Annotated in this window: 27 protein-coding genes, 1 pseudogene and 1 riboswitch; of the genes and pseudogenes, 11 read left to right on the forward strand and 17 right to left on the reverse strand. The window is 73.3% G+C overall.

All coding sequences use genetic code 11. The annotated features are described in order from the left end of the window. Positions 1 to 128: 128 nt before the first annotated feature. The 4 genes from DEI95_RS00930 (at position 129) to DEI95_RS00945 (ending at position 4,365) form a co-directional block, all read left to right on the forward strand. On the forward strand, positions 129 to 632 hold the full coding sequence (locus tag DEI95_RS00930; RefSeq protein WP_258367378.1) for a MarR family winged helix-turn-helix transcriptional regulator: 504 nt from the start codon (positions 129 to 131) through the stop codon (positions 630 to 632). After that, on the forward strand, positions 629 to 1,978 hold the full coding sequence (locus DEI95_RS00935; RefSeq protein ID WP_111059086.1) for a deoxyribodipyrimidine photo-lyase: 1,350 nt from the start codon (positions 629 to 631) through the stop codon (positions 1,976 to 1,978). The genes DEI95_RS00930 and DEI95_RS00935 overlap by 4 nt, the downstream gene beginning before the upstream one ends. Then, complete coding sequence (locus DEI95_RS00940; RefSeq protein ID WP_111059087.1) at positions 1,975 to 3,594, forward strand: serine hydrolase; 1,620 nt, start codon at positions 1,975 to 1,977, stop codon at positions 3,592 to 3,594. Before DEI95_RS00935 ends, DEI95_RS00940 begins: the two co-directional genes overlap by 4 nt. Before the next feature lie 126 nt (positions 3,595 to 3,720). Then, on the forward strand, positions 3,721 to 4,365 hold the full coding sequence (locus tag DEI95_RS00945) for a hypothetical protein (protein ID WP_111059088.1): 645 nt from the start codon (positions 3,721 to 3,723) through the stop codon (positions 4,363 to 4,365). Between the two features lie 147 nt (positions 4,366 to 4,512). Here the strand turns inward: DEI95_RS00945 and DEI95_RS00950 are convergent, their stop codons facing one another. The 4 genes from DEI95_RS00950 to DEI95_RS00965 form a co-directional block, all read right to left on the reverse strand. Next, complete coding sequence (locus DEI95_RS00950) at positions 4,513 to 5,127, reverse strand: superoxide dismutase (RefSeq protein ID WP_110890052.1); 615 nt, start codon at positions 5,125 to 5,127, stop codon at positions 4,513 to 4,515. Between the two features lie 45 nt (positions 5,128 to 5,172). Continuing rightward, positions 5,173 to 5,706: a flavin reductase family protein gene (locus DEI95_RS00955; RefSeq protein WP_258365926.1), complete on the reverse strand. Its 534-nt coding sequence runs from the start codon at positions 5,704 to 5,706 to the stop codon at positions 5,173 to 5,175. Between the two features lie 287 nt (positions 5,707 to 5,993). Further along, positions 5,994 to 7,517: an MFS transporter gene (locus DEI95_RS00960; protein WP_111059178.1), complete on the reverse strand. Its 1,524-nt coding sequence runs from the start codon at positions 7,515 to 7,517 to the stop codon at positions 5,994 to 5,996. Positions 7,518 to 7,740: 223 nt separating this feature from the next. Further along, on the reverse strand, positions 7,741 to 8,850 hold the full coding sequence (locus DEI95_RS00965) for a Gfo/Idh/MocA family protein (RefSeq protein ID WP_111059089.1): 1,110 nt from the start codon (positions 8,848 to 8,850) through the stop codon (positions 7,741 to 7,743). Positions 8,851 to 8,973: 123 nt separating this feature from the next. Between DEI95_RS00965 and DEI95_RS00970 the strand changes: the two genes are divergently transcribed. Next, positions 8,974 to 9,522: a TetR/AcrR family transcriptional regulator gene (locus tag DEI95_RS00970; RefSeq protein ID WP_110824668.1), complete on the forward strand. Its 549-nt coding sequence runs from the start codon at positions 8,974 to 8,976 to the stop codon at positions 9,520 to 9,522. Between the two features lie 66 nt (positions 9,523 to 9,588). Continuing rightward, the gene (locus DEI95_RS16525; RefSeq protein WP_181419557.1) at positions 9,589 to 9,759 is read left to right on the forward strand and encodes a hypothetical protein; all 171 of its coding nucleotides are present in this window, start codon (positions 9,589 to 9,591) and stop codon (positions 9,757 to 9,759) included. A 107-nt stretch (positions 9,760 to 9,866) separates the two neighbouring features. Here DEI95_RS16525 and ribH read toward each other — a convergent pair whose 3' ends face one another. The 5 genes and pseudogenes from ribH to DEI95_RS16530 form a co-directional block, all read right to left on the reverse strand. Then, a complete protein-coding gene (gene ribH / locus DEI95_RS00975; protein ID WP_110824669.1) occupies positions 9,867 to 10,346 on the reverse strand; it encodes a 6,7-dimethyl-8-ribityllumazine synthase in 480 nt (159 codons plus the stop codon). Positions 10,347 to 10,387: 41 nt separating this feature from the next. Beyond that, positions 10,388 to 10,990: pseudogene (gene ribB / locus DEI95_RS00980) on the reverse strand (3,4-dihydroxy-2-butanone-4-phosphate synthase); the annotation flags it as partial. 80 nt (positions 10,991 to 11,070) lie between these two features. Next, the gene (locus tag DEI95_RS00985; protein WP_111059090.1) at positions 11,071 to 11,730 is read right to left on the reverse strand and encodes a riboflavin synthase; all 660 of its coding nucleotides are present in this window, start codon (positions 11,728 to 11,730) and stop codon (positions 11,071 to 11,073) included. 87 nt (positions 11,731 to 11,817) lie between these two features. Then, a riboswitch (FMN riboswitch) is annotated at positions 11,818 to 11,951 on the reverse strand. 354 nt (positions 11,952 to 12,305) lie between these two features. Then, positions 12,306 to 14,060, reverse strand: a complete 1,755-nt coding sequence (locus tag DEI95_RS00990; RefSeq protein ID WP_111059091.1) for a chaplin family protein — start codon at positions 14,058 to 14,060, stop codon at positions 12,306 to 12,308. Between the two features lie 89 nt (positions 14,061 to 14,149). Beyond that, positions 14,150 to 15,664: a hypothetical protein gene (locus tag DEI95_RS16530; protein ID WP_181436150.1), complete on the reverse strand. Its 1,515-nt coding sequence runs from the start codon at positions 15,662 to 15,664 to the stop codon at positions 14,150 to 14,152. Positions 15,665 to 15,768: 104 nt separating this feature from the next. Here DEI95_RS16530 and DEI95_RS01000 point away from each other — a divergent pair, with 104 nt between their 5' ends. Beyond that, positions 15,769 to 16,200: a GNAT family N-acetyltransferase gene (locus DEI95_RS01000; RefSeq protein ID WP_110824673.1), complete on the forward strand. Its 432-nt coding sequence runs from the start codon at positions 15,769 to 15,771 to the stop codon at positions 16,198 to 16,200. A gap of 22 nt (positions 16,201 to 16,222) precedes the next feature. Here the strand turns inward: DEI95_RS01000 and DEI95_RS01005 are convergent, their stop codons facing one another. Genes DEI95_RS01005 through DEI95_RS01015 form a run of 3 tightly spaced genes read right to left on the reverse strand, consistent with a single transcriptional unit; the run spans position 16,223 to position 17,707 of the window. Next, complete coding sequence (locus DEI95_RS01005; RefSeq protein WP_111059179.1) at positions 16,223 to 16,753, reverse strand: Lrp/AsnC family transcriptional regulator; 531 nt, start codon at positions 16,751 to 16,753, stop codon at positions 16,223 to 16,225. Between the two features lie 58 nt (positions 16,754 to 16,811). Further along, positions 16,812 to 17,321, reverse strand: coding sequence for a hypothetical protein (locus tag DEI95_RS01010; protein WP_110824674.1), 510 nt, complete (start codon positions 17,319 to 17,321; stop codon positions 16,812 to 16,814). Positions 17,322 to 17,329: 8 nt separating this feature from the next. Continuing rightward, positions 17,330 to 17,707, reverse strand: a complete 378-nt coding sequence (locus DEI95_RS01015) for a DUF5997 family protein (RefSeq protein WP_110824675.1) — start codon at positions 17,705 to 17,707, stop codon at positions 17,330 to 17,332. Positions 17,708 to 17,740: 33 nt separating this feature from the next. On the opposite strand from DEI95_RS01015, the gene DEI95_RS01020 reads away from it, so the two are divergent. Together DEI95_RS01020 and DEI95_RS01025 are read left to right on the forward strand one after the other, a co-directional pair. After that, positions 17,741 to 18,502 (forward strand): LysR family transcriptional regulator substrate-binding protein, encoded by a 762-nt coding sequence (locus DEI95_RS01020; RefSeq protein WP_181436151.1) that lies wholly within the window; start codon positions 17,741 to 17,743, stop codon positions 18,500 to 18,502. A 32-nt stretch (positions 18,503 to 18,534) separates the two neighbouring features. After that, a complete protein-coding gene (locus DEI95_RS01025) occupies positions 18,535 to 19,005 on the forward strand; it encodes a GNAT family N-acetyltransferase (RefSeq protein WP_146243560.1) in 471 nt (156 codons plus the stop codon). A gap of 20 nt (positions 19,006 to 19,025) precedes the next feature. Here DEI95_RS01025 and DEI95_RS01030 read toward each other — a convergent pair whose 3' ends face one another. Together DEI95_RS01030 and DEI95_RS01035 are read right to left on the reverse strand one after the other, a co-directional pair. After that, the gene (locus DEI95_RS01030; RefSeq protein WP_110824678.1) at positions 19,026 to 19,622 is read right to left on the reverse strand and encodes a DNA-3-methyladenine glycosylase I; all 597 of its coding nucleotides are present in this window, start codon (positions 19,620 to 19,622) and stop codon (positions 19,026 to 19,028) included. A gap of 36 nt (positions 19,623 to 19,658) precedes the next feature. Continuing rightward, a complete protein-coding gene (locus DEI95_RS01035; RefSeq protein WP_110824848.1) occupies positions 19,659 to 20,075 on the reverse strand; it encodes a VOC family protein in 417 nt (138 codons plus the stop codon). Positions 20,076 to 20,177: 102 nt separating this feature from the next. On the opposite strand from DEI95_RS01035, the gene aroQ reads away from it, so the two are divergent. Then, positions 20,178 to 20,612 carry a type II 3-dehydroquinate dehydratase gene (gene aroQ / locus DEI95_RS01040; protein WP_110890059.1) on the forward strand — a complete coding sequence of 145 codons (435 nt, stop codon included), beginning with the start codon at positions 20,178 to 20,180 and terminating at the stop codon, positions 20,610 to 20,612. A 121-nt stretch (positions 20,613 to 20,733) separates the two neighbouring features. On the opposite strand, the gene DEI95_RS01045 is transcribed toward aroQ, so the two are convergent. Beyond that, on the reverse strand, positions 20,734 to 21,330 hold the full coding sequence (locus tag DEI95_RS01045) for an NAD(P)H-dependent oxidoreductase (protein WP_111059180.1): 597 nt from the start codon (positions 21,328 to 21,330) through the stop codon (positions 20,734 to 20,736). 88 nt (positions 21,331 to 21,418) lie between these two features. On the opposite strand from DEI95_RS01045, the gene DEI95_RS01050 reads away from it, so the two are divergent. Next, positions 21,419 to 21,883, forward strand: coding sequence for an MSMEG_6728 family protein (locus DEI95_RS01050; RefSeq protein ID WP_110824680.1), 465 nt, complete (start codon positions 21,419 to 21,421; stop codon positions 21,881 to 21,883). Positions 21,884 to 22,072: 189 nt separating this feature from the next. Here DEI95_RS01050 and DEI95_RS01055 read toward each other — a convergent pair whose 3' ends face one another. Further along, the gene (locus tag DEI95_RS01055; RefSeq protein ID WP_110890060.1) at positions 22,073 to 22,336 is read right to left on the reverse strand and encodes a hypothetical protein; all 264 of its coding nucleotides are present in this window, start codon (positions 22,334 to 22,336) and stop codon (positions 22,073 to 22,075) included. Positions 22,337 to 22,418: 82 nt separating this feature from the next. Next, on the reverse strand, positions 22,419 to 23,558 hold the full coding sequence (locus DEI95_RS01060) for a cysteine desulfurase family protein (RefSeq protein ID WP_110890061.1): 1,140 nt from the start codon (positions 23,556 to 23,558) through the stop codon (positions 22,419 to 22,421). Positions 23,559 to 23,561 lie beyond the last annotated feature (3 nt).

Raw genomic sequence — 23,561 nt, forward strand, 5'->3', positions numbered from 1 at the left:
GTGGAATGTGATTGCAGGAATCTCCCGGTGCAAGGGAGCGGGCCGGTCGTCCACTCGGGCGGCCGGCCCGCGTTCCTCGTCGGTACCCCTCGGTAGGGTGGGGGTCCACCGACCGGAGGGACACAACCGTGAGCGATCACCGCAGCGAGAAGGCCACCGCGGTCGCGGCGTGGGAGGCACTGTTCCGCGCGCAGGTCACCGTGATGCGGAACCTCAACAGCGAGTTCCCCTCGGCCGAGATCTCCTTCAACGAGTACGACGTCTGCTTCAACCTGTCGACCCAACCCGGCCGCCGCTGCCGGATGCGCGACCTGACGGGCCACCTGCTCCTGACGCAGCCGAGCGTCAGCCGCCTGGTCGACCGCCTCGCGTCCAAGGGGATCGTCGAGAAGCAGCCCGACCCGACCGACGCGCGCGGGGTGATCGTCGCCCTCACCGCGCACGGCTACGACGTGTACCGCACCGTCGCCGTGCAGCACGCGGCCACCATCGCGGCGCAGGTCGGCGCCGGGCTCGACGACGCCGAGCTGCGGACGCTCACCGAGCTCTGCACGAAGCTCCGCGTCGCCGCCGCCGCCACACCCGCCACGCGCAGGTCGGTCGCGACCGTGCCGGATCGGGCGTCGGCATGAGCGGCTCGGTCGTCTGGCTGCGCGACGACCTCCGGATCGCGGACAACCCGGCGCTCCGCTCGGCGGTGGACCGCGGGGGCCCGGTCACGGTCGTCTACGTGCTCGACGAACAGAGCGAGGGGATCCGCCCGCACGGCGCCGCGGCCCGGTGGTGGCTCCACCAGTCCCTGGCCGCACTCGGCACCGACCTCCGCGCGCACGGCACCGCGCTCGTGCTCCGGCGGGGTGCCGCGGCCGACGTGATCGCGGACCTCGTCGCGGAGTCCGGCGCGGACGCCGTGTTCTGGAACCGTCGCTACGGCCGCGTCGAACGGGAGATCGACGCGGGCATCAAGGCCGGCCTCGTCGCCGGCGGCGTCGAGGCGCACAGCTCCGCCGGCACCCTGCTCTGGGAACCGTGGACGGTCCTGACCGGGAAGGGCGAACCGTTCAAGGTGTTCACGCCGTTCTGGCGCGCCGCGCAGGCGATGCCGGAGCCGCGGCACCCCTGGCCCGAGCCGGAGACGATCGCCCCGCCTGCGGACGTCGCCTCCGACACGCTCGAGGACTGGGCACTCCTGCCGACCGCGCCGGACTGGGCGGGTGGCATGCGGGATGCCTGGACGCCCGGCGAGCACGGCGCGTGGGATCGCATTGAACGGTTCATCGACGAGGCACTCGCGGACTACGACCAGCGGGACGAGCCCGCGCAGGCAGCGACCAGCAGTCTCTCGCCGCACCTGCGCTGGGGCGAGATCAGCCCGTACCAGGTCTGGCACCGCCTGCACGAGACGCTCGAACCCGACCAGCGCCGCGCGGCACCGGCCTTCCTCCGGCAGCTCGCCTGGCGGGAGTTCAACTGGAACGAGTACTTCCACTGCGACGACATCGCCCGGACGAACGTGCGGCGGGAGTTCGACGCGTTCCCGTGGCGGGAGGCCTCGGACGCCGAACTCGACCGGTGGCGACACGGCACGACCGGCTTCGACCTGGTCGACGCAGGGATGCGCGAACTCTGGCACACCGGCGCGATGCACAACCGGGTGCGCCTGGCCACGGCGAGCTTCCTCGTCAAGAACATGCTCGTGGACTGGCGCATCGGCGAGCAGTGGTTCTGGGACACCCTGGTGGACGCCGACGCGGCGAACAACGCGGCGAACTGGCAGTGGGTGGCGGGCTCGGGCTTCGACGCCGCGCCGTACTTCCGGGTGTTCAACCCCGACCGTCAGCTCGAACGGTTCGACCCGCACCGCGAGTACGTCCGCCGGTGGGTGCCCGCGGACGAGGACCGACCGGAGCCGATGCTCGACCTCAAGACGAGTCGGCAGCGGGCACTCGACGCCTACGCCGAGATGCGCCGGGCATGAGCCGGCTGAGTCCGGGCGTGCTCGGCGCCGTCGACGCGATGCACCGGCAGCGCGTCCTGGACGGCATCGCGCCGAGCAGCGTCTGGGGCGTGTTCGACCGGGACGGGCTCGTCGCCTCGGGCGGACACGGGGACCGCGGGGACGGCCGGGCACCCGATGCCGACACCGTCTACCGCATCGCCTCGTGCACGAAGAGCGTCACCGCCGCGACCCTGCTCGGCCTCGTCGCGGACGGCCTGGTGTCCCTCGACACCCCGGTCACGGAGTTCGTCCCCGCGTTCGCCGCGGTCCGGCTGCCCACCGCGGACTCCCCCGCGCCGACCCTCCGGATGCTCCTCACGATGTCCGCGGGCTTCCCGACGGACGACCCGTGGGCGGACCGACAGGAGGCGCTCCGGGACCAGGACCTGGACGACGTCCTCCGCAGCGGTCTGCTGTTCGACTCCGTGCCGGGGACCGGGTTCGCCTACTCGAACCTCGGCTACGCACTCCTCGGTCGGGCGGTGTCGGTCGTCGCCGGGGCGCCCTTCCCGGCCGTGGCGACCGAACGTGTGCTCCGCCCGCTCGGACTCGACGACACCGTGTTCGCCGCGGCCGAAGCCCCTGGTCTCGTGGTCACCGGCCACCGCCGCGCCGACGACGACTGGGAGGCGTTGAGGACGACCGGCCCGGGCGCGTTCTCGCCGATCGGCGGCCTGTTCTCGACCGTGCGGGACCTGGCCCGGTGGGGTCGGTGGCTGGCGGCGGCGTTCGACGGGACCGCCGCACCGTTCGCGGAGGCGGGCAGTGCCGGATCCGACGTCGGACCCCTCACCACGGCGGAGCGTCGCGCGATGCAGCAGGCGATGCGGGTCCTCCCGCCCGGGAGCCTGCCCGGGTCGACCCGGACCGCCGGGTACGGCTTCGGGCTGTTCGTGGAGCACGACCCGGCGGTCGGCCCGATCGTGTCCCACTCCGGCGGCTACCCGGGGTTCTCCGCCCACATGCGCTGGTCGGTCTCGACCGGACTCGGCGTGGTCGCGTTCGAGAACGCCACGCAGGCGAAGGTCTCCGTGGCCGCGACGCGTGCACTCGACCTCCTCCTCGCGGACGCCGTCCCGGGTGTCGCGGTCCCGCACGCGGTCGCCGCCGCGACCGGCGCGCCCGTGACCCGGTCGCGGGACGACGAACGAGCTCCCGGCAGCGAACCGGTCCTGCCGTCGACGCGTGCTGCGCAACGGTCCGTGACGCGTCTGCTGGCGGACTGGTCCGATGCGGAGGCCGGCGCGGTCTGCGCCGAGAACGTCCCGCTCGACGTCCCGTGGCACCGTCGACGAGCAGCGATCGACCGCGCCGTCGCGGAGGTCGCCGCCGAGCTGTCCGCACCGCCCGTGGCCGAACGGTCCGTGACGCCGACGCACCTGCGTTGGTGGGTGCCGGGCTCCCGCGGCCGGCTCCGCGTGGAGATCCGACTCGCCCCGCTCGCGTCCGGCCTCGTGCAGACCCTCGTCGTGCGGGCGGAACCGGACGAGGTGGTGCCCGCGGAGGCCGCGGCAGTACCCGCGCACACGGCGGCAGCACCGACCGACCCGGCGGCAGCGCCGACCGAGCCGGTGGCACCAGACCCGACGGCCTGATCCCGTCGTCTCGGAGCCCCCCTCCCGCAACCGGTTCGAACGCGGCCGCGGACGTGTCCGGTAACATGCTGCATGTCCGCTCGGCCTCGTGGCGGTCGTCCGCCTGTTCCTCGCTCGGGAGAGACCATGCCTCGTCAACCGGACCCGTCCCTGAAGCCGGCGATCGTCGCCAAGGTCACGGACCACCTGCACGGCACCTGTCTGCAGGACGTGTCTGTGCGGAGCCTCGGTCGCGTCCTCGGGACGAGCGCGTACCCGATCGTGTACCACTTCGGGTCGCGTGACGGCCTCATCGACGCCGTGGTGCAGCACCTCAGCCGGCACGTGTCCGGCATCGGCCTCGACCCGGACGCCGACGAGCAGGCGCTGACGGAGTACCTGCTCGCGGTCTTCGGCGGCCTCGAGGACCCGGACCGCTTCCTCGCAGCCCGGCTGACGTTCGAACTCGGCGCCGTGGAGGCACTGACCGGGCACGACCGGCACCGGTGCCAGCACCGGGCACACGTCGAGACCATCGCGTCATGGTGCCGGACACACGGAGCGGACGGCAGTACGGCGCTCCGGGCCGCGAGCGCGGCGGTCCTCGCCTGTCGCGGGGCCCAGTGGGGTGCCGTCCTCGACGGCGACGTCACGGCCGTCGAGGTCACCCTCCGGGACGTCGCGCGCCGGTTGGCAGCCGAGATCGGGTCGCTCGACCCGTGCACCCGTCCCGGCGAGGCCGATCACGTCGGCGAGACCGTGGCGTCCCGGGTCGGCGCAGTCCGCTCCTGAGTCCGGGCGCAGGGACGGGGACGACGGACGGGAGGCCCGGTACCAGCTGGTACCGGGCCTCCCGTCCGTCGTGGGGTCGCGTTCCGCGACCCGCACCGTCACGTCAGCACGTGGTCCACGAGGTCCCGGTGCTCAGCGTGGTGGTGCTCAGAGCGTGACGAAGCTCTGCGACTTGGCGTTCTCGAAGCGGGCGGCGACGTTCTCCCAGTCGACGATGTTCCACACGGCCTTGACGTAGTCCGCCTTGACGTTGAGGTAGTCGAGGTAGAAGGCGTGCTCCCACATGTCGAGCATGAAGATCGGCACGAGACCGAACGGGATGTTGCCCTGCTGGTCGAACAGCTGGAAGGTCGTCAGCTTCTGGCCGACGACGTCCCATGCCAGGACGGACCAGCCGGAGCCCTGGATGCCGTTGGCGACCGCGGCGAACTGCGCCTGGAACTTCTCGAACGAGCCGAAGAACTCGTCGATCGCGGCGGCGAGCTCGCCCTCCGGGACCTTCGTGTCCGGGCCGAGGTTGGTCCAGAAGATCGAGTGGTTGACGTGGCCACCGAGGTGGAACGCGAGGTCCTTCTCGAGCTTGTTGACGTTCGCGAAGTTGCCGGACTCGCGGGCCTCGCCGAGCTGCTGCAGCGCGGTGTTGGCACCGGTCACGTAGGCCTGGTGGTGCTTGTCGTGGTGCAGCTGCATGATCTTGCCGCTGATGTGCGGCTCGAGGGCGGCGTAGTCGTAGGGGAGCTCGGGCAGGGTGTACTCAGCCATGTGCGGTCCTTTCGATCGGTGATGTGCGGTGCGGGGTTCCGCGGCTCACGAGAGCCGGGAACGATCGGTCAGGGAGTGGAATTCCCGGTTGTGGTAGACCAGCGGCTCGCCGCGGTCGAGGCCGACGACGATGTCGAGCACCTCGGCGACGACGACGGTCGAACTGCCGATCGGGGTCGTCGACAGCGGACGGCAGCGCAGGGCACTGGCGGCGTCGGGCAGGTAGCGGTCGCCGCTCGGGAGCGCGCCCCAGATCGGGTCGTCCGCGGCGGGGCTGCCGGTCGACGCGAAGCGCTTGGCCAGCGCGACGCCGCGGGCGTCCATCAGGTGCACCACGAAGACCGGGGCACCGAGGACGACGCCGGCGGACCCGGAGTTCGTGGAGAGCGAGAAGACCAGGACCGGCGGGTCGACCGCGACGGAGGCGACGCTCGAGGCGGTGAGACCGGTCGGACCGTCCGGGCCTTCCGCGGTGATGACCGCGACACCGGCGGGGTGCCCGCGGAAGGCCGCCTTGTACGCGGCGGCCATGTCGGCCTGGGGGACGTCTGCCTGCGGGAGGTCGGCGGCGTCGGGCATGTCAGTCGTGGTCGTTCCTCGTTCGGGGGGACGGCCACGGACGTCGCGGCCATCTCCCAACGTAGGACCTGCGGCATGGTGCGGGTCCATGTTTCACAGGTTCGGCCCATCCCGGGCGTGCCGTCACGCGGCCGTGCCCGCTCGGGACCGCACCGGACGACCGAGCGGCACGGCGCAGGCCGACGGCTCGGGCTGCCTGCTCGGGCCGACGGCTCGGGCTGCCGGCACGGGCCCGCGCAAGCTGACGTCGCGGGCTCACGGCCCGCACCCGCGCGAGCCGACGGGGCTCAGTGCCGCCGCAGCATCACGACCGCACCGGCGGCCGCGACGACCATGAGCGCCGCGGCGACGCCCGCCGTCGTGGTCACGCCGGAGTCGAAGGCGGCCCGCGCGGACTCGAGCAGCGCCTGCCCCGCCGGTCCACCGAGTTCGGCGGCCGCGGCGACCGCTCCGCCGAGGGTCTCCCCCGCCGCGGTGTGCGCGGTGGACGACAGCCCCTCGGGGACGACGACGTTCGCCCGGTACGCCGACGCGAGGATCGTCCCGAGGACGGCGGTCCCGAGCACGGCGCCGATCTCGTACGCGGTCTCCGAGATGGCCGATGCCGCTCCGGCCTTGTCCGCCGGGGCGGTGGAGATGATCAGGTCGTTCGTGACCGTCTCGGACGCACCGATGCCGATGCCGAGCAGCACGAAGGCGAAGGCGAGCGCGGCGATGGTCGCGTGGTGCCCGAGCCCGGCGACGAGGGCGTACGCGACCGCGGAGAACAGCAGCGACACCGAGACGACCCAGCGCGGCGCGACCCGGGCGACGACCGGCACGACGACGAGCCCGGCGACGATGGTGAGCACCGCACCCGGCACGAGGACGAGCCCGCTCGCGAAGGGGTCCAGGCCGGCGACGAGCTGCAGGTGCTGGGCGACGAAGAAGAGGAAGCCGGTGAGGGAGAACATCGCGGCCATGTTCATGAGCACGCTGCCGGTGAAGGCCGTGCTGCGGAAGAGGCGCATGTCGAGCATCGGCGTGCGGGTACGCAGCTGCCGCCGGACGAACGCGATGCCGCACAGCACACCGACCGCGACCATGGCGACGGCCAGACCGCGTTCCTCGGGGTGCACGAGCGACTTGATCGCCCAGACGAGCGGGCCGAGGGCGCCGAGGGAGAGCAGCATGCTCGGGACGTCGACGGGCCCGGGCTCGGGGTCGCGGGACTCCGGCACGCAGAACGGTACGGCGACGAGCATCACGACGAGGATCGGCACGGCGACCAGGAACACGCTGCCCCAGTGGAAGTGCGCGAGCAGGACGCCGCCGACGAGCGGGCCGAGGGCGTTGCCCGCCGCGAACATGGTCGACCAGACGGCGAGCGCGAGGCGCCGCTCCCCCGCGTCCGGGAAGACGTTCCGGATGATCGAGAGCGTGGCGGGCATGAGCATCGCGCCGAAGACGCCCATCGCGAGCCGGGCGGCGACGAGCATCCAGGCCTCGGTCGCGAACGCGGCGGCGACGGAGAGCACGGCGAACCCGGTCGCTCCGGTCACCAGGATCCGACGGCGACCGATGCGGTCACCGATGCTGCCCATGACGACGAGCAGGCCGGCGAGGACGAGCGGGTAGGCGTCGACGATCCAGAGCTGCGTGGTCGCGTCCGGGTGCAGGGCGCGCGCGATGGAGGGCAGCGCGAAGCTCAGGACGGTGTTGTCGACCGAGATGAGCAGCACCGGCAGCATGAGCACCGCGAGCGCCGCGAACCGGGAGGCGCGGCTCGCGGTGATCCGGGTGGCGACGGGGCTGGTGAGCAGTGCGGACATGGCGGACTCCAGGACTTCGAGCATGTCGCGCCGCTGGTCCTCCCGGACCGGCGCAGACGAGACGGGACGCGGAAGTCGTCACGCGTCCCGTCAGGGTCCCGTTAGTGTACCGTCCGGACGGTCACGGTTGCAAATGCAACCAACTGGCGGCCGGGAGGCCCGGTGACGAGCCGTCCCGTGCCTCCCGTCCGACAGGCGGTCGCGCCGCGGCGTCAGCGGACCCTCAGGCCTCCCCAGCCGCGGGGGTGTCCTCCGCCGCGGGGGTGTCCTCCGCCGCCTCCGCTTCGAATGGGTACCGCAGCCCGATCGCCGCGCGCCAGCGGTCGAGCGTCCGCGCGGTGGCCAGGGTCTCGTCGGTCGTCATCTGCGGTGCGTCGACACGGCCGGCCAGCAGGGCGTCGATCGTGGCCGCGGCCTCGAGTCCGTACGGGGCCACGTCCGGGAAGGACCGCTCCGTGCCGGCGTCGTCGACGGTCTGCACGGCGATGACCGGCTCCCCGCCGATGGTCCACGGATCCCGGAGGGTGATGGTGCCCCGGCTCCCGTGCACGACGACGGCGTTCGCGTCCTCGACGCGGATGCCGGTGCGGAGGCTCGCGGTGATGCCCGACGCGTACGTCGCACTCGCCACGGTCCACTCGTCGACCCCGGTCGGACCGATCGTCCCGACGGCGGAGAGCTCCACCGGCTCGGCGGCCGCCGTCCCCGTGGCGGCCTGCACGATCGCGGCCGTCATCGTCACCGGGTAGCACCCCACGTCGAGGATGCCGCCGCCGGCGGTGGCGACGTCGAACAGGCGCCCGGAGCGTTCCTCGACCCGGAACGCGAACGCGGCGTCGACGTGGGTGACCGTACCGACCGCGCCGTCCCGCACGAGGTCGAGCAGCGCCGCCGTCTGCGGGTGGAAGCGGTACATGAACGCCTCGACGAGCGGCAGCCCGGCACGGCGGGCCGCGTCGACGAGCACCGTCGTCGTGCGGTGGTCGGGCGTCAGCGGCTTCTCGCACAGCACGGCCTTGCCGGCCCGCAGCGCCGCGAGCACCAGGTCGGCGTGCCCGGTGTGCACGGTCGCGATGTACACGGCGTCGACGCGGGGGTCGGCGAGGACCTCGTCGTAGGTGCCGGCGGTCACGTCCGGGAAGCCGTGCTCCCCGGCCTCTGCCGCGAAGGCCCGGGCACGCTCGACCGAGGAACTCCCGGCGGCGACGAGCACCCCGCCGCTCGCGGAGAGCTGGGACAGGAAACGCCGGGCGATGCTGCCCGGTCCGAGGACGGCCCATCGGGGGTCCGCGGGCGGGATCGGGCTCGGGGTGGTCGCGGTCTGCGCTGACATGCGGCTCCTGTTCGTGGTGGACCTCGACGGTCTCGGTGAGGCTATCCGCCCCCGACCGGCACGGCCACGGCGTGTGTCCGTCTCCGGGCGCCGCGGAGCGCCGGGTGTCCCTAGACTCAGCGCATGGCCAGTGCTCGCGACCGCGTCCTCGACAGCTTCGTCGCCATCGTGTGCGAAGAGGGTGAACGTCCCGCGACGCTCGATGCCGTCGCCGCACGCGCCGGTGTCTCGAAGGGCGGACTGCTCTACCACTTCGGGTCGAAGGCGGCCCTGGTCGAGGGGCTGTGCGAGCGGCTCGCCGACCTCTCCGCTCTCGACGTCGAGCGCATGCGTGCGGCCGAGGACGGACCCGCCCGCTACTTCGTCGAGAACTGCCAGTTCGTCGGCAGTGAGCTCGACCTCGCGCTGTTGGCCGCGTCCCGCCTGCAGCAGGCCGGGTACGAGGAAGCCGGCCGCACGCTCGACGAGACCGAGAACGCCTGGCTCGCGACCCTCGTCGACGCCCTCGGGGACGTGCCGACCGCGCAGGCCGTGAAGCTCCTCGGCGACGGGCTGTACCACGCCGCGTCACTCGGGGCGGCGAGTGAGGTCCGGCCCGACCGCGGCACCGTCGACATGGCCGCCCTGCTCGAGGTCGTCGACCGCCTGATCGCGACGAAACCGTCCCGGTGAACGGTCGCGCCCGGTCCTGGGGATAGACTGGGTGCGATCCACCCGCTGATTCCCGGAGGTACCACCGTGGGCCGCGTCCTCGCCGCTGTTTTCTCGATCCTGCTGCTGCTGGTGTCGATGTACCTGTTCGGGTTCGCGTTCCAGCTCGACTCCGGGCAGGGCTTCGTGTTCATCGCCGGTGTGCTCCTGATGAGCCTCTCCTTCTTCCTGCCGATCCACGTGTTCGGCAAGCGGTAGTCACCTCCCGCAGCAGAACGGCCCCGCACCGGACGGTGCGGGGCCGTTCTGCGTCGTCCGGACCGGAGTCCAGGTCCGGAGTCAGGTCCGAGCCAGGACCGGCGGCGCTACGCGGGCGTGCGCAGCCCGCGCAGCGTGACGGCCGTGGCGACCGCGGCGTGCGCGGCCTCGGCGCCCTTGTCCTCCTTGGACCCGGGCAGCCCGGCGCGGTCGATCCCCTGCTGCTCGTCGTCCAGGGTGAGCACCCCGAATCCGACGGGCTTGCCGGTGTCGATCGCGACCCGGGTCAGGCCGCTCGTCGCCGCGTCCGAGACGTACTCGAAGTGCGGGGTCCCGCCGCGGATGATCACGCCGAGGGCGACCGCCGCGTCGTAGCCGGCCTCGAGGGCGGCCTTCGCGACGACCGGCAGCTCGAAGCTCCCGGGGACGGGGAACACCTGGCCGGTCGCTCCGAGCCGTTCGATCTCGCGCTGGGCGCCGTCGAGCAGCCCCGCCGCGATGACGTCGTGCCACTGGCCGGCGACGATCGCGACCCGGATGCCGCTGCCGTCGACGTGCTCGCGCTCCGCCGCTCCTGCTCCGCTCATGCGTGTGTCCCTTCGGTGTGGGCGGCGTCGTCCGCCGTCCGGTCGGCCGCGTCCAGCCAGGAGGCCAGCGCGGCGATGGTGATGACGGGGACGCCCTCGCGTTCCCCGAGTCCGACGAGCTGCGGCAGACGCATCATGTCCCCGCGCTCGTCGACGATCTCGCAGATCGCCGCGGCCGGCCGCAACCCCGCGGCGGTGACCAGGTCGATGGCTGCCTCCGTGTGCCCCGCGCGCTCGCGGACGCCGCCCGGTCGCGCACGCAGCGGGACGATGTGCCCCGGGCGGTGCAGGTCGTCCCGGACGGACGCCGGGTCGGCGAGCACCCGGAGCGTCCGTGCCCGGTCGTGGGCGCTGATGCCGGTGGTGACCCCGACGGCGGCGTCCACGGTCACGGTGTAGGCGGTCCCGCGGACGTCCTCGTTGTGCTCCACCATCGGCGGCAGGTCGAGGGTGTCGGCGATCGCGGCGCTGACCGGCGCGCAGATGAAGCCGGACGAGTGCGCCACGGTCCAGGCGATCCACTCCGGGGACGCGAGCTCGGCGGCGAGGACGACGTCGCCCTCGTTCTCGCGGCGCTCGTCGTCGGCCACGATGACCGGTCGGCCTGCGGCGATCGCGGCGAGGGCATCTTCGACGGTCGACAGTCCGGAGGTCGGCCGGGATCCGGTCGGGCGCGCACCCGTGGTCGGCCCGGCGTTCGTGACGGGGGCGGTCTCGGCGGTCATCACCGGGCCTCCGCTCCGGCGCCGGCCACGCCTGGTGCCGCCGCGGCGGCGTCGAGGCGCAGCATGCGGCGGACGTGCCGTGCCAGGACGTCGGTCTCGATGTTGACCCGGTCGCCGGGCACCCGTGCGCCGAGGGTCGTCGCCGCGAGCGTCTCGGGGATGAGGCTGACCTCGAACCACGCGGCATCCGGGGCGGTCGACTCCAGGGACACGGCGCTCACGGTGAGCGAGACGCCGTCGATCGCGACCGATCCCTTGTCGACCACGAGCGGGCTCAGCTCCGGGGTCAGCGCGAAGCGCACCCGTCGCCACCCGTCGCCGTCGTCGGTCCCGAGCACGGTCGCGGTGCCGTCGATGTGTCCCTGCACGATGTGTCCACCGAGCCGGTCCCCCACCGAGGCCGCTCGCTCCAGGTTGACGCGGTCGCCCGACCGCAAGGACCCGTGCGCGCTCATGTCGAGCGTCTGCTTCATGACGAACGCCGTGAAGGTCTCCGGGGTCTGCTCGACGACGGTCAGGCACACGCCCGAGACCGAGATCGAGTCGCCGTGCCGAGCGTCGGAGACGACGAGCGGACCGCGGACGGTCAGGGCGACGGAGTCGCCGCGTTCGTCGACGGCGGTGACGGTGCCGAGTTCCTCGATGATGCCGGTGAACACTGGTGTCCTCTCAACGGGACTCCGGGTGCGCGCGACGGTCGTCGGCGGACGGGAGGCTGGGGTCGCGGAACGACCGTCACCTTCCGTCAGCGCTTCCTCCCGTCCGGACTCTCACCGTCGGTCCTGGGATTGCACCAGGTCAACCCCGCACCGGGCGGACCCGGCGCGGCGCTCGTGGACTGTCACCACCGGTTCGGACTTGCACCGACCCCGGAGCGCTTGCGTGCTCCCGACGATACCCCAGGCCCCCGACCGCTGCCTCCGGCGCTGCACCGGACGTCACACAGCGTCGCGGGCGGTGGCCGGAGCGGCCGTCCTCGAGGTGTGTCTCACCTCACGTGCGCCGGTCCGAGCGACCGTCCTGGAGGCGCGACCCGCTGCCACGCACCCGGGTCGAGCCTCCCGGACTGCCCGTCTCGACAGCATGTCCTGTGGTGCGTGCGCAAGTCGCGCCTCCGGACGACGTGACCCGGCGGCACGTTCGGTCGCGATGCACCGGACGCGGCATCGGCCGGAGCGCAGGTGGGTGCGGAGCGCCGGTCACCCGGCGCTCCGCACCCGCTCTCATCGGGCCGTCAGTGGCGGCGTCGCAGGGCGAGCGTCCCGAGGCCGGCGAGCAGCAGCAGGAGCGCCGCCAGTGCCGGGAACGCCGGGTCGTCCGCGCCCGTGTAGGCGAGGGCACCGTCGGCGTCCGCCGTCGCACGGTCGGCCGTCGCTGCCGGTGCCGCAGGACCTGCGGTGACCAGCGTCGCGGTCGACCGGACCCCGTCGGTCACGAGGACCGGGGTGGTGCCGGCGTCCACGATCGGGACGGTGTCGGTGACCGGGGTGGTGCGGACGCCGGGAGTGGTGCCCACGACCGGGTCCGTGTCGACGTCGGGCGTGCTGCCCGTGCCGCCGGGGGTGGTGCCGGTGTTCGGCGTCGAGCCCGGGACGGTACCCGGGTCGGTGCCCGGCGTCGTGCCCGGGTCGGTGCCCGGCGTCGTGCCCGGGTCGGTGCCGGGCGTCGTACCCGGGTCGGTGCCGGGCGTCGTGCCCGGGTCGGTGCCCGGCGCCGTCACGATCGGGGTCGTGGAGCCGTCGCCGATGATGCCGATGCCGTTGTCGCCGATCGTGATCGGGACGTCCACGACCGGGATCACCTGGGTGCCGGAACCGATGCCGTCCTCACCCGAGGTCGTCCCACCAGCCGCCGGAGCGGTACCCGTCGTCGGGGTCGAACCGGTCGTCGAGCCACCGGTGCTCGTACCGTCACCGACGACACCGATCCCGTTGCCACCGACCGTCACCGGGACCGACACCACCGGCGACACCTGCGTACCGGAACCGATGCCGTCCTCACCCGAGGTCGACCCACCAGCCGCCGGAGCAGTACCCGTCGACGGGGTCGAACCGGTCGTCGAGCCACCGGTGCTCGTGCCATCACCGACGACACCGATCCCGTTCCCCGTCACCGTGATCGGGACCGAGACGGTCCCGAGCAACTGCGTGCCGGAGATGAGCCCGTCCGACCCGGAGGTCGAGCCGCTCGTCGTGCCACCGGTCGGAGCTGCCGGGGCCGCGGAGGTCCCGGTGGCCGATCCGTCCCCGAGCACGCCGATCCCGTTGCCCGAGACCGTGATGGGGACCGTGATGTCCGGCAGGACCTGGGTGCCCGAGAGCACGCCGTCCTCCCCGGAGGTCGAGGCGGTCGTCGTGTCACCGGCCGGAGCTGCCGGAGCCGAGGACGACCCGGAACGTGTGCCGGTGGCGGCAGCGTCACCGAGGACACCGACGGCGTTGCCGGTCGCCGTGACCGGCACGTCCACCGCACCGGCGACCTGGGTGCCCGAGAGCACGCCGTCCTCGCCGGACGTGGTGGGCGAGGAGGCCACCGGAGCAGCCGGCGCGGGAGCGGGAGCAGCCGGCGCGGGAGCCGGGGCAGCCGGCGCAGGGGCCGGAGCCGCCACCGCGTCCCCGACGACGGCGACCGCGTTGCCGGTCACGTCGACGGGAGCGCTGACGTCGGGTACGACCTGGGTGCCGGACGCGAGGCCGTCGGCCCCGCTGGTGGTGGGCGCTGGTGCTGCCTGCGCGGGGTCCGCGGGTGCCGGCGCAGGTGCCGCCGGCGCAGGTGCGGCCGGAGCGGTCGTGGAGACCGCGTCGCCGACGATGCCGAAGGCGTTGCGGGTGACGGAGACGGGCGCGTCGACGGTCGGCGCGACCTGGGTTCCGGAGACGGTGCCGTCCTCACCGGTGGTCGTCGCCGCGTTCGCCGCGACGGCTCCACCGAAGGTCAGCCCGCCCACACAGAGGGCGAACCACAGCCCTCGGGAGACGTTCTTGTTCATGGTCGTTCACTCCTGATCGAGATGGATGGTCGACCGCACACAGAGGCGGTCGGTGGCGCGTCCTGCCGTGACGGGCAGGTGCACCGATCTCAATCGGGAGCGACGTCGTGGTCGCCGGTGACCGACGCTGGGAGGGCGTCGTCGGAGACCGAGCCGCGGAGGCCCGCGGCGAGGGGGGTGGTGTGGTCCTCGACACCGACGGTGCCCAGGATGTTCGCGCCGGCGGAGCCTCCGGAGGTGCTGCCGCCCGTGGTGCCCACGGTGCCGCCGTCGAAGGGCGTGTGCGCCGGTGCGCCGCCCTCGGGGAGGACGAGGGCCTCGCCGCCGAACGTCGCCGTCACGGGAGCCGGGACGAGGACCTCGTCAGCGACCGTCCCGACCGTCGACCGCGACGAGTCGTCTGCTGCGACGGCGGCGGTCGCCGAGCGCTGTCCCACAGCGGGCGTCACGGACGCATCGATAGTCATCGCCACCGACGGCACGACGACCCCGACCTCGCCGCCGTCGCGGCCGACAGGACCCTCGCGGTCGACCGGAAGGGTCGGGGCCGGCCGGGGCCCGAGGACCGGGGCCCCCGGCAGCGCACCGCCGGAGCCGGGGAGCACCGGGCGGACGGGGACGTCGACGACGGGGAGCGGGCCTCCAGGCAGGAGCCCACCACCGACGGACGGGAGCCCGCCGACGACCTCGGGCACCCCGGCCACCACGTCCGGCACGACGCCGACGGTGTCCCCGACGGTGCCGAGGGTCCCGTCGACGATGCCGGTCACGGGGTCGGTCACCCCGCCCAAGGCGTCGTCGCCGAGCAGCGTGCCGACGACCGGGAGGCTCCCGACCACCCGGTCGACGGTCGCCACGATGGAGGTCACCGGGCCGACGGCCGTCACGGTCTGCACCGTCCCGGTGACGGGGGCCAGTGCCCCGGAGACGCCGTCGGCGACCGGCCGGGAGGCACTGGTCACGTCCGACACGAGGCCGTCGACGAGCGACGTGTCGGGACGGAACGGGTCCGGACGGGACGGGCCCGGACGGCTCGTGTGCTCCGCCGGAGTGCCGGCGGCGGTGGTCACGGGTGCCGCTGGCGCGGGCCCGGAGTCGTCCCCGACCGGCCGGGAGGTCGTCGGTGCTGCAGGCGTCGCCTCGGCCACGGGGGTCGTGACGGGGGCAGCGGGGGCCGGCGCGACGGGAGCCGGCGCAGGTGCCGCCGGGGCGGATGCGACGGGTGTCGGAGCGGCCGGCGCGACGGGGGCCGGGGCCACAGGAGCCGGAGCGGCCGGTGCCGGGGCGACCGGGCGCGGAGCCGGCGGAACGGGGGCAGGAACGGCGCTGCGGACCGGTGCCACGGCGCGGTCGACGACGTCGCCGACCCCGCTCGTCACGCGCTGGGCAGCGCTGCCGACGCCGGAGACCACTCCGCCGACCAGGCCGTCGGGCCGCGGTGCCGCCTGGGTCTGCGCCCCGCTCCCGAGCAGGGGACCACCGACAGCGGCAGCCGGGCGGGCGCCGAGGACGATCGAGAGCAGCACGACGGCTGCGACGATCCCGCAGGCCATGAGCGCCCATCGCAGGACCGTGCGCCAGGGTGCACGCATCGTCGCGTCCATGCGCTCACCTCCTGATCTCGGCTGCGCACGTAGAGTGGTTGACCGGCACGGTAGACCAGCACCGGTGCCCTGCTCCTCATTCACATCGAACAGTCAGGAACGGCGTGACCTCGACCTTCAGTGCCCCCACTCGCAACCTCGACATCGTCACGCTGCACGAGATCCTCCGTCTGCGGCAGGACGTGTTCGTGGTCGAGCAGGAGTGCGCCTACCCGGACATCGACGGCCGGGACCTCGAGCCGGGCACGGTGCAGTTCTGGGCCGGGACCGGGTCCGTCGACGCCACCCTGCGACTCCTCCGCGAGCCCGACGGTACCGAGCGGATCGGCCGCGTCGCGACCGCGGCGCACGCCCGCGGCAAGGGGCTCGGGGCGGCGCTGATGACGGCGGCGATCGCCGAGAGCCGGTCCCCCAGCATCGCGATCAACGCGCAGGCACACCTGGGCGAGTGGTACGCGCAGTTCGGCTTCGTGCGCTCGGGCGAGGACTTCCTCGAGGACGCCATCCCGCACACCCCCATGGTCCGCACGCGCTGACCCGGCCGGAGCGGCTGCGGCGCTAGGCCTGCCAGCGGCGCAGCTCGCCGTACGAGCGGGCCTGGTGCTCCCGGTCGGCGACCAACCGTTCGAACACGATCGAGGTCTGCGTCGTCGCGACCGAGGGGTCACCGCTCAGCTCGTCGGCGACGAAGTCCCGCAGTTGCTCGGTGGACGTGCACGCGATGTGCACGAGGAAGTCCTTGTCGCCGGCCAGGAACGACACGTCGAGCACCACCGGCACCCGGAGCAGGCGCTTCGCGAACTCCCGGAGCTCGTGGCGTGCGGCTGCGTGCACGCGCACGGACACCATCGCCTCGATCGAGAACCCGAGTCGGGCGATGTCCACGTCGGCCCGGTAGCCCGCGATGACGCCGGCGTCCTCGAGCGCTCGGACCCGGACCAGGCACGTCGACGGTGCGATGCCGACCGCTGCTGCGAGCCGGTTGTTCGGGATCCGGGCATCGGCCGCCAGCACCCAGAGGATCCGCTCGTCGACCTCGTCGAGTCGGGGCGACGGAGCGTCGGGGCGGCGGACGATGCGGTCGGACACCACGCAACCGTAACGCGGTGCTCCCGTGACGCCGGGCAACCGCGTCGGCGGGACCGGGTCACATCGCCAGGGTCATCCCGACGACGGCGACGGTCATGGCGAACACCTCGCCGCTGCGGACGGCACGGCGGTCCTCCCGGGCCCACTCGTACCGGAGCAGCCAGCCGCTGAAGGCGCAGTACCCGATCACCCCGGCTCCGAGCACCGCCGTCAGGACGAGCGCGTGCGCGTGCACGGCACCGCCGACGAGTTCGGAGGCGTGACCCATGAACAGCATGCCGGCCATGACCACCGCCGAGAGCGCCCGGTGCACGTCCATCGGTTCCGCGCGCCGGCCGTCACCCCGACGCCGTCGCACGACGGGCAGCGGCGCGAGGAACAGCAGCAGCGCCGCGGCGAGGATCGTCCACGACGGCCCGGCCTGGACCACGGGCATGAGCATGGCGACGAGCATGACCGCCGCGGGCACGATGACCCCGGGCCGCGGGCGGTACCGGTCCCCGACGATGCAGCAGACCGAGGCGAACTGCGGCACGACGAGCACCGCGTCGGCGACGGTCGCGTGCATCGGGGGTGTCAGCCCTCGGTGCGGGCGGCGCGCTCCTGCTTCACGCGCACGTTCTCGGAGCGGACCGCGGCCTGCGTCGAGCGCTCGCGGACGAGCCACTCGGGCATCTCCTGCAGCAGCTGCTTGATCTGCTCGGTGGTGAGGACGTCGTCGACGCCGGCGCGGGCGAGTCCGGAGATCGAGACGCCGAGGCGCGCGGCCACGACCGGGCGGGGGTGCGGCCCGTCGCGACGGAGGTCCTGGAGCCACGTCGGCGGCTCGCTCTGCAACTCGTCGAACGTCGTGCGAGCGATCGGGCCCGCGCGGAACGACTCCGGGGTCGCCGAGAGGAGGACGCCGAGCTTCTTGGCAGCGGTCTCGGGCTTCATGGTCTGTTCCTGGGCCATGGTGACAAGGGTACGGCCCGTATGCTCGGGTGCATGACCGCGCTCGCCATCGCCTTCGTACCCGGGGTCTCCCCCGCCAAGTGGGTGCGGGTGTGGCGGGAGCGTCGTCCGGACGTCGACCTGGTGCTCCTGCCCGTGGAGGCCGACGGCGTCACCGCGGCGATCGAGGGCGAGGCGGACATGGTGTTCGCCCGGATGCCCGTGCCCGAGCAGCACCACGCGATCCCGCTCTGGACCGAGACCGCGGTCGTCGCTGCCCCGAAGGACTCCCCGCTCGCCGACCTCGACGAGGTGACCGAGGCGGACCTCGCCGACGTCACGGTCCTCGACGCCGGCCCGGTGCCGCCGGACGTGTCCGCTGCGCTCGACCTGGTCGAGGCGAACGTCGGCGTCGTCGTCCTACCGCAGTCGCTCTTCCGCGCGGCGAGCCGGAAGGACCTCGTGTCCCGACCGCTGGCCGGCTCCCCCGGCACCCGCGTCGCCCTGGTCTGGCGCGACGAGGACGCCTCCGAGCTGACCGAGGAGTTCATCGGCGTGGTCCGCGGCCGCACCGCCAACAGCTCTCGGAACCAGGCGGACCAGCCGGGAGGCCCGGATCCCGACACCGCGGACCGTGCCCGCCCGGCGAAGGGCGGTGGCAAGGCCACGGCGTCCAACGCGAAGACCGTCGCCAAGCGGAGTGCGACGAAGGGCACCGGCGCGAAGAGCGGCGGCGGGAAGAACTCCACGGGTCGCGGCCGGACGCCGCGCGGCATGTCCGGCAAGCCGAAGCGCGGCTCGAAGGGCAACCGGTGACGGCCCCGGACGACGGGCGAGCGGAGCGGCCGATGCGTGCCGTCCGCCTCGTGGCGATGCCCGCGGACCGACTCCCCGGGTGGCTCGACCGTTCGATGGCGGAGTACGTCGAGTCCCGCGTGCGGTCCGGTGAGAGCCGCGAGCAGGCCGAGGCGAACAAGCAGCGCTCCCTCGACACCTGGTTCCCCGGCGGGTCACCCGCGGCGGGGCACCACGTGTGGGAGCTGACCGACCAGGACGACACGGTCGTCGGGCACCTCTGGATCGGCCCGTTCACCCCGGGCAGCAGCGACTGGTGGGTGTTCGACATCGAGGTCGACGTCGACCACCGCCGGCAGGGGCACGCGCGACGGGCGTTCGAGCTCGCCCACGAGGTCGCCCGCAGCGAGGGCGCGACGAGCATCGGTCTCAACGTCTTCGGCTACAACACCGGCGCGCGCGAGCTCTACGAACAGCTGGGGTACGAGGTCGCCTCGCTGCAGATGCGGCTCCCGCTCGACTGACGCCGGCGCGGACGGGCTCGTCAGTCGGGCCAGACGCCCGACGTCCCCCGGCGGTGGCTGCCGACGAGGTGCGTGTCCACGATCCCCAGCGCCTCCATGAGCGCGTGCATGGTGGTCGGTCCGACGAAGGCGAACCCGCGTTTCCGCAGCGCCTTCGACAGCGCGGTCGATTCGGGACTGGTGGTCGGGACCTCGGCGACGGTCCGTGGCCTCGGGGTGTCGGCGGGCCGGAAGGACCAGACGAAGTCCGCCAGCCCGCCGTCCGCCCGCAGCGCGATGGTCGCGCCGGCGTTCGTGATCGTCGCGGCGATCTTCGCCCGGTTCCGGACGATGCCCGCGTCACCGAGCAGCCGTGCGACATCGTCCTCCCCGAACCCGGCGACGACGTCGGGGTCGAAGTCCGCGAAGGCCGCCCGGAACGCCGGGCGCTTGGCCAGGATCGTCCGCCACGACAGGCCGGACTGGAACGCCTCGAGCGACAGCCGCTCGAAGACGCCTCGTTCGTCCCGGACGGGCATGCCCCACTCGGTGTCGTAGTACTCCCGCAGCATCGGGTCGACCGATGCCCACAGCGGTCGGGCGCGGCCGTCCTCGCCGGTCACGAGATCCGTCGTCATCGTCCCATCCTGGCGGACGGCACGACCGGTGCGGCGTCAGTCGGCGTGCGGGCCGTCCTCGGCCGCGGCCGGGTCCATCCAGACGTACTCCCAGCGGTGGCCGTCCGGGTCGACGAAGCTGCGCTGGAACATGAACCCGAGGTCCATCTCCGGTCGGTCCTCGGTCCCGCCGGCCTCGACCGCGGCGTCGACGATCCGGTGGACCTCGTCCTTCGTCTCGGCGCTCAGGGAGTTGATGACCTCGATCGTGTCCGACGCGGCGATGGTCTTGTCCGTGAACTCGGAGAACTTCGCGTGCGTGAGGAGCATCACGTACACGGTGTCGCTGATGACGATGCTCGAAGCGGTGTCGTCACTGAACACCGGGTTCAGTGGGTAGCCGAGTGCCCGGTAGAACCCGGTCGCCCGGTCCAGGTCGGACACCGGCAGGTTGATGAACACCATGGTCGACATGTGCGGTCCCTTCGTCGAGACCAACCTGACCCCTCGTGCCCGCTCGCGCAACCGTTCCGTGGCGGAACCGCCCCGGCCACGGCCGCTCGCTAGGCTCGGAGCATGCGCATCCTCGTCCTCAACGGCCCGAACCTGGACATCCTCGGCCGCCGTGACCCGGAGCAGTACGGCACGGTGACGCTCGCCGAGATCGAGGCGATCGTCCACACCGAGGCCGCGGTGCACGAGCTCGAGGCCGACTTCCGACAGACGAACCGCGAGGGTGAACTCGTCGAGTGGCTGCACGAGGCGCTCGACGACTTCGCGGGCGTCGTCATCAACCCCGCGGCGTACGCGCACACCTCGATCGCACTGCACGACGCCGTCGAGGCACTGCGCGTCCCCGTCATCGAGGTGCACCTGTCGAACACGTGGAAGCGCGAGCCGTTCCGGCACGTCGACCACGTCGCCACCGCGGCGACCGCCGTCATCGCCGGTGCGGGCGCCGACGGGTACCGGCTGGCCGTCGCGCACCTCGCGTCGCTGCTGCCCCGCTGACGGCGGCGTCCCGCCGAGACGCCGCCACGTCGTCGCGGCGCCGCCGGATCCGGAGCCGTTTCGCGCCTCCCGGGGCGTCTCACCGTGACGGGGGCGTTCCGCGAGCCGGCCGGGAGGCCCGTCAGAAGTCGGCCGGCCGCCGCACGTCGTCGACGCCGGCGGCGACGAAGCCACCGCGGATGATCGGCAGCGCCCGACGGACGGCCTGGTCGATCCGCAGCTCGAGGTCGACGCTCGCGATGTCGTACCCGCCGGCCCGCTTCGTGAAGTCGCGCTCGTTCCCGAACACCGCGAGCGGGAGCGTCGTCGACTGGAAGAACCCGAACAGCGGTCGCATCTGGTGCTCGACGAGGAGCGCGTGGCGGTCGCTGCCGCCGGTCGCCGTGAGCAGCACCGGGGTGTCGACGAGGTCGTACTGGCCGATCCAGTCGAAGAACAGCTTGAACGCACCGGAGTAGGCGGCGCGGAACGCCGGGCTCCCGACGACCAGGACGTCCGCCCCCTCCACCGCCGCCAGTGCGGCCTGGGTCTCGGCGGCCATCTGCTCCCGCCCGGCGGCGGCACCGAGGTCGGCCAGGAGCGGCCCGATCTCCACGGTGACGGACTCGGCGTCGGGCAGCTCGGCCACGAGCCGCTCCACCGTCGCCCCGACGAGCGTCGAGGTACGGGACGGGTCCGATGGGCTGCCGCTGACACCGACGACGAGGGTTCCGCTCATGCGCTCGATGCTCACACGTGCCCGCCGAGCAGGGTGTCGTTGTGACGACTTGTGTCGGTTCCCGGCCCGCCGGCGTACCGTCCGACAGATGCAGACCTTCCTGCCGTTCGCGGACTTCCGTGCCTCTGCCGAGGTGCTCGACGACAAGCGTCTCGGCAAGCAGCGGGTCGAGACGCTGCAGGTCATGCGTGCGTTGACGCTGCCGGACTACGGATGGCAGCACCACCCGGTCACGGCGATGTGGCGCGGCTTCCGGCCGGCGCTGATGGCGTACCAGGACGCGACGTGCCGGGTCTGGCTCGAGCGCGGCCATGCGGACACGTGCCTCGAGAAGACCCTCGCGGACCTGGCCCTCGTGCCGGAGGACCTCGTGGCGTACGAACGCGGGGACTTCGAGGTCCCGTCGTGGAACACCGACGAGCGGGTGCACCTGTCGCACCGGTCCAAGCTCGTGCAGAAGGCGCCCGAGCACTACCGACCGTTGTTCCCCGACGTCCCGGACGACCTGGACTACCACTGGCCCGGCACCGTGGCGCACCGCACCTCGGCCTGACGGGACCGGACCCGCCGCAGATCTCAGGGGGAACGGGAGCGATCGTTCAGGGGTCGATCGTCCCGGATCCGCAGCGGGCCCGGTCGTTCCGGGAGCAGCACGGCAGGGGCCGGCGTCCCGGCCGGACGCGCATCAGGGGGTGCGTCCGGTCCAGCGCACCGCCAGCACGGCGGTGCAGACCTCGGGTGGTCAGGGGTGGAGCCGGCCCTCCCGGTACCGGTCGGCCTCCGTCGGCGCCGCCATGGACCGTCCAGCCCGGTCCAGGTGCGCCGGCAGCAGGGCACTCGCGAGGGTGGCGAGGGCACCGACGACGGCGATGACGCCGAGGGGCAGCGCATCGAGACCGTGTGTTGCGCCGACTGCCAGCGCGAGGACCGTGGCGGGCGCAGGCAGGAGCTGGACCGCTCGGAAGCGGTCGTCCTGCGTCGCCGGTCGGATCGTCACGTTGGCCATGTGACCACTCTGCCGGACACCTCCTGTCCGCAGAAGGGGGGACACGGCCCCAGAGCTGGAGTAGAACGTCTAGTACACCCGCTCAACCGAGCATCCGGACCGCCGCGACGGCCGCCACGACGGCGTCCACCACCTGCTCGCCGTCCGCCCGGGTCAGCGTCTCGTCGAAGGTCAACCGCACCGCCGAGCGGGCCACGTCCTCCGGCAGGCCGAGCGCCGTCAGCACGTGTGACGCCTCGGTGCTGCCCGCGGCACAGGCGCTCCCCGACGACGACACGACGTCCCGGCGCTCGAGTTCGAGCAGCACCGTCTCGCCGAGCACCCCCGGGAAGCAGAACGACGCGTGTCCCGGCAGTCGGCGGTCCGGCGACCCGGTCAGCACGGCGCCGGGCACCCGGGCGAGCACCCCGGCGACGACGGCGTCCCGGACCGTGGTGGCCGTTCCCGCCGCTGCGTCCCGTCCGGCGAGGACACTCCCCCACGCCGCCGCGAGACCGACCGCGCCCGCGACGTCCTCCGTGCCCGAACGTCGGCCGCGCTCCTGTCCACCGCCGTGCAGGAGTGGCTCGAGCGCGACACCGGCCCGGACCGCCAGGGCCCCGATGCCCTTCGTCGCACCGAGCTTGTGCCCGGACACCGAGACCGCGTCGACCCCGAGCACGTCGAGCCCGACCGGCAGCCACGGTGCGGACTGCACGGCGTCGGTGTGGAACCGCGCACCCACGGCGTGCGCGACCTCTGCGAGTGCCCGCACGTCCTGCACCGTGCCGATCTCGTTGTCCGCGTGCGCGACGGTCACGAGCGTCGTGTCCGGGCGGAGTGCCGCGCGCAGGGTCTCGGGCAGGACGGTGCCGTCCGCCGTGACCGGCACGACCGTGACCGTGAAGCCGTGGTGCCGTTCGAGGTACCGGCAGCTCTCGAGGACGGCCTCGTGCTCGACGGCGCTCGTCACGACGTGCCGCCCGCGGGGTGCACCGAGCGCGATGCCCTTCACCGCGGTGTTCGCACCCTCGGTGCCGCCGCTCGTGAAGACGACCTCGCCGGGCCGACAGCCGAGGGCGCGGGCGACCGCCGAGCGCGCACCTGCCAGGCCCCGGGCCGCGGCGTCCCCGACCTCGTGCGTGGAGGACGGGTTGCCGAAGGTGCCGGTCAGGTACGGCCACATCGCCTCGAGGACCTCGCGGCGGACGGGCGTCGTCGCGGCCCGGTCGAGGTAGAACACGGC

The organism is Curtobacterium sp. MCBD17_008 (genome assembly GCF_003234475.1).
Classification (GTDB): domain Bacteria; phylum Actinomycetota; class Actinomycetes; order Actinomycetales; family Microbacteriaceae; genus Curtobacterium.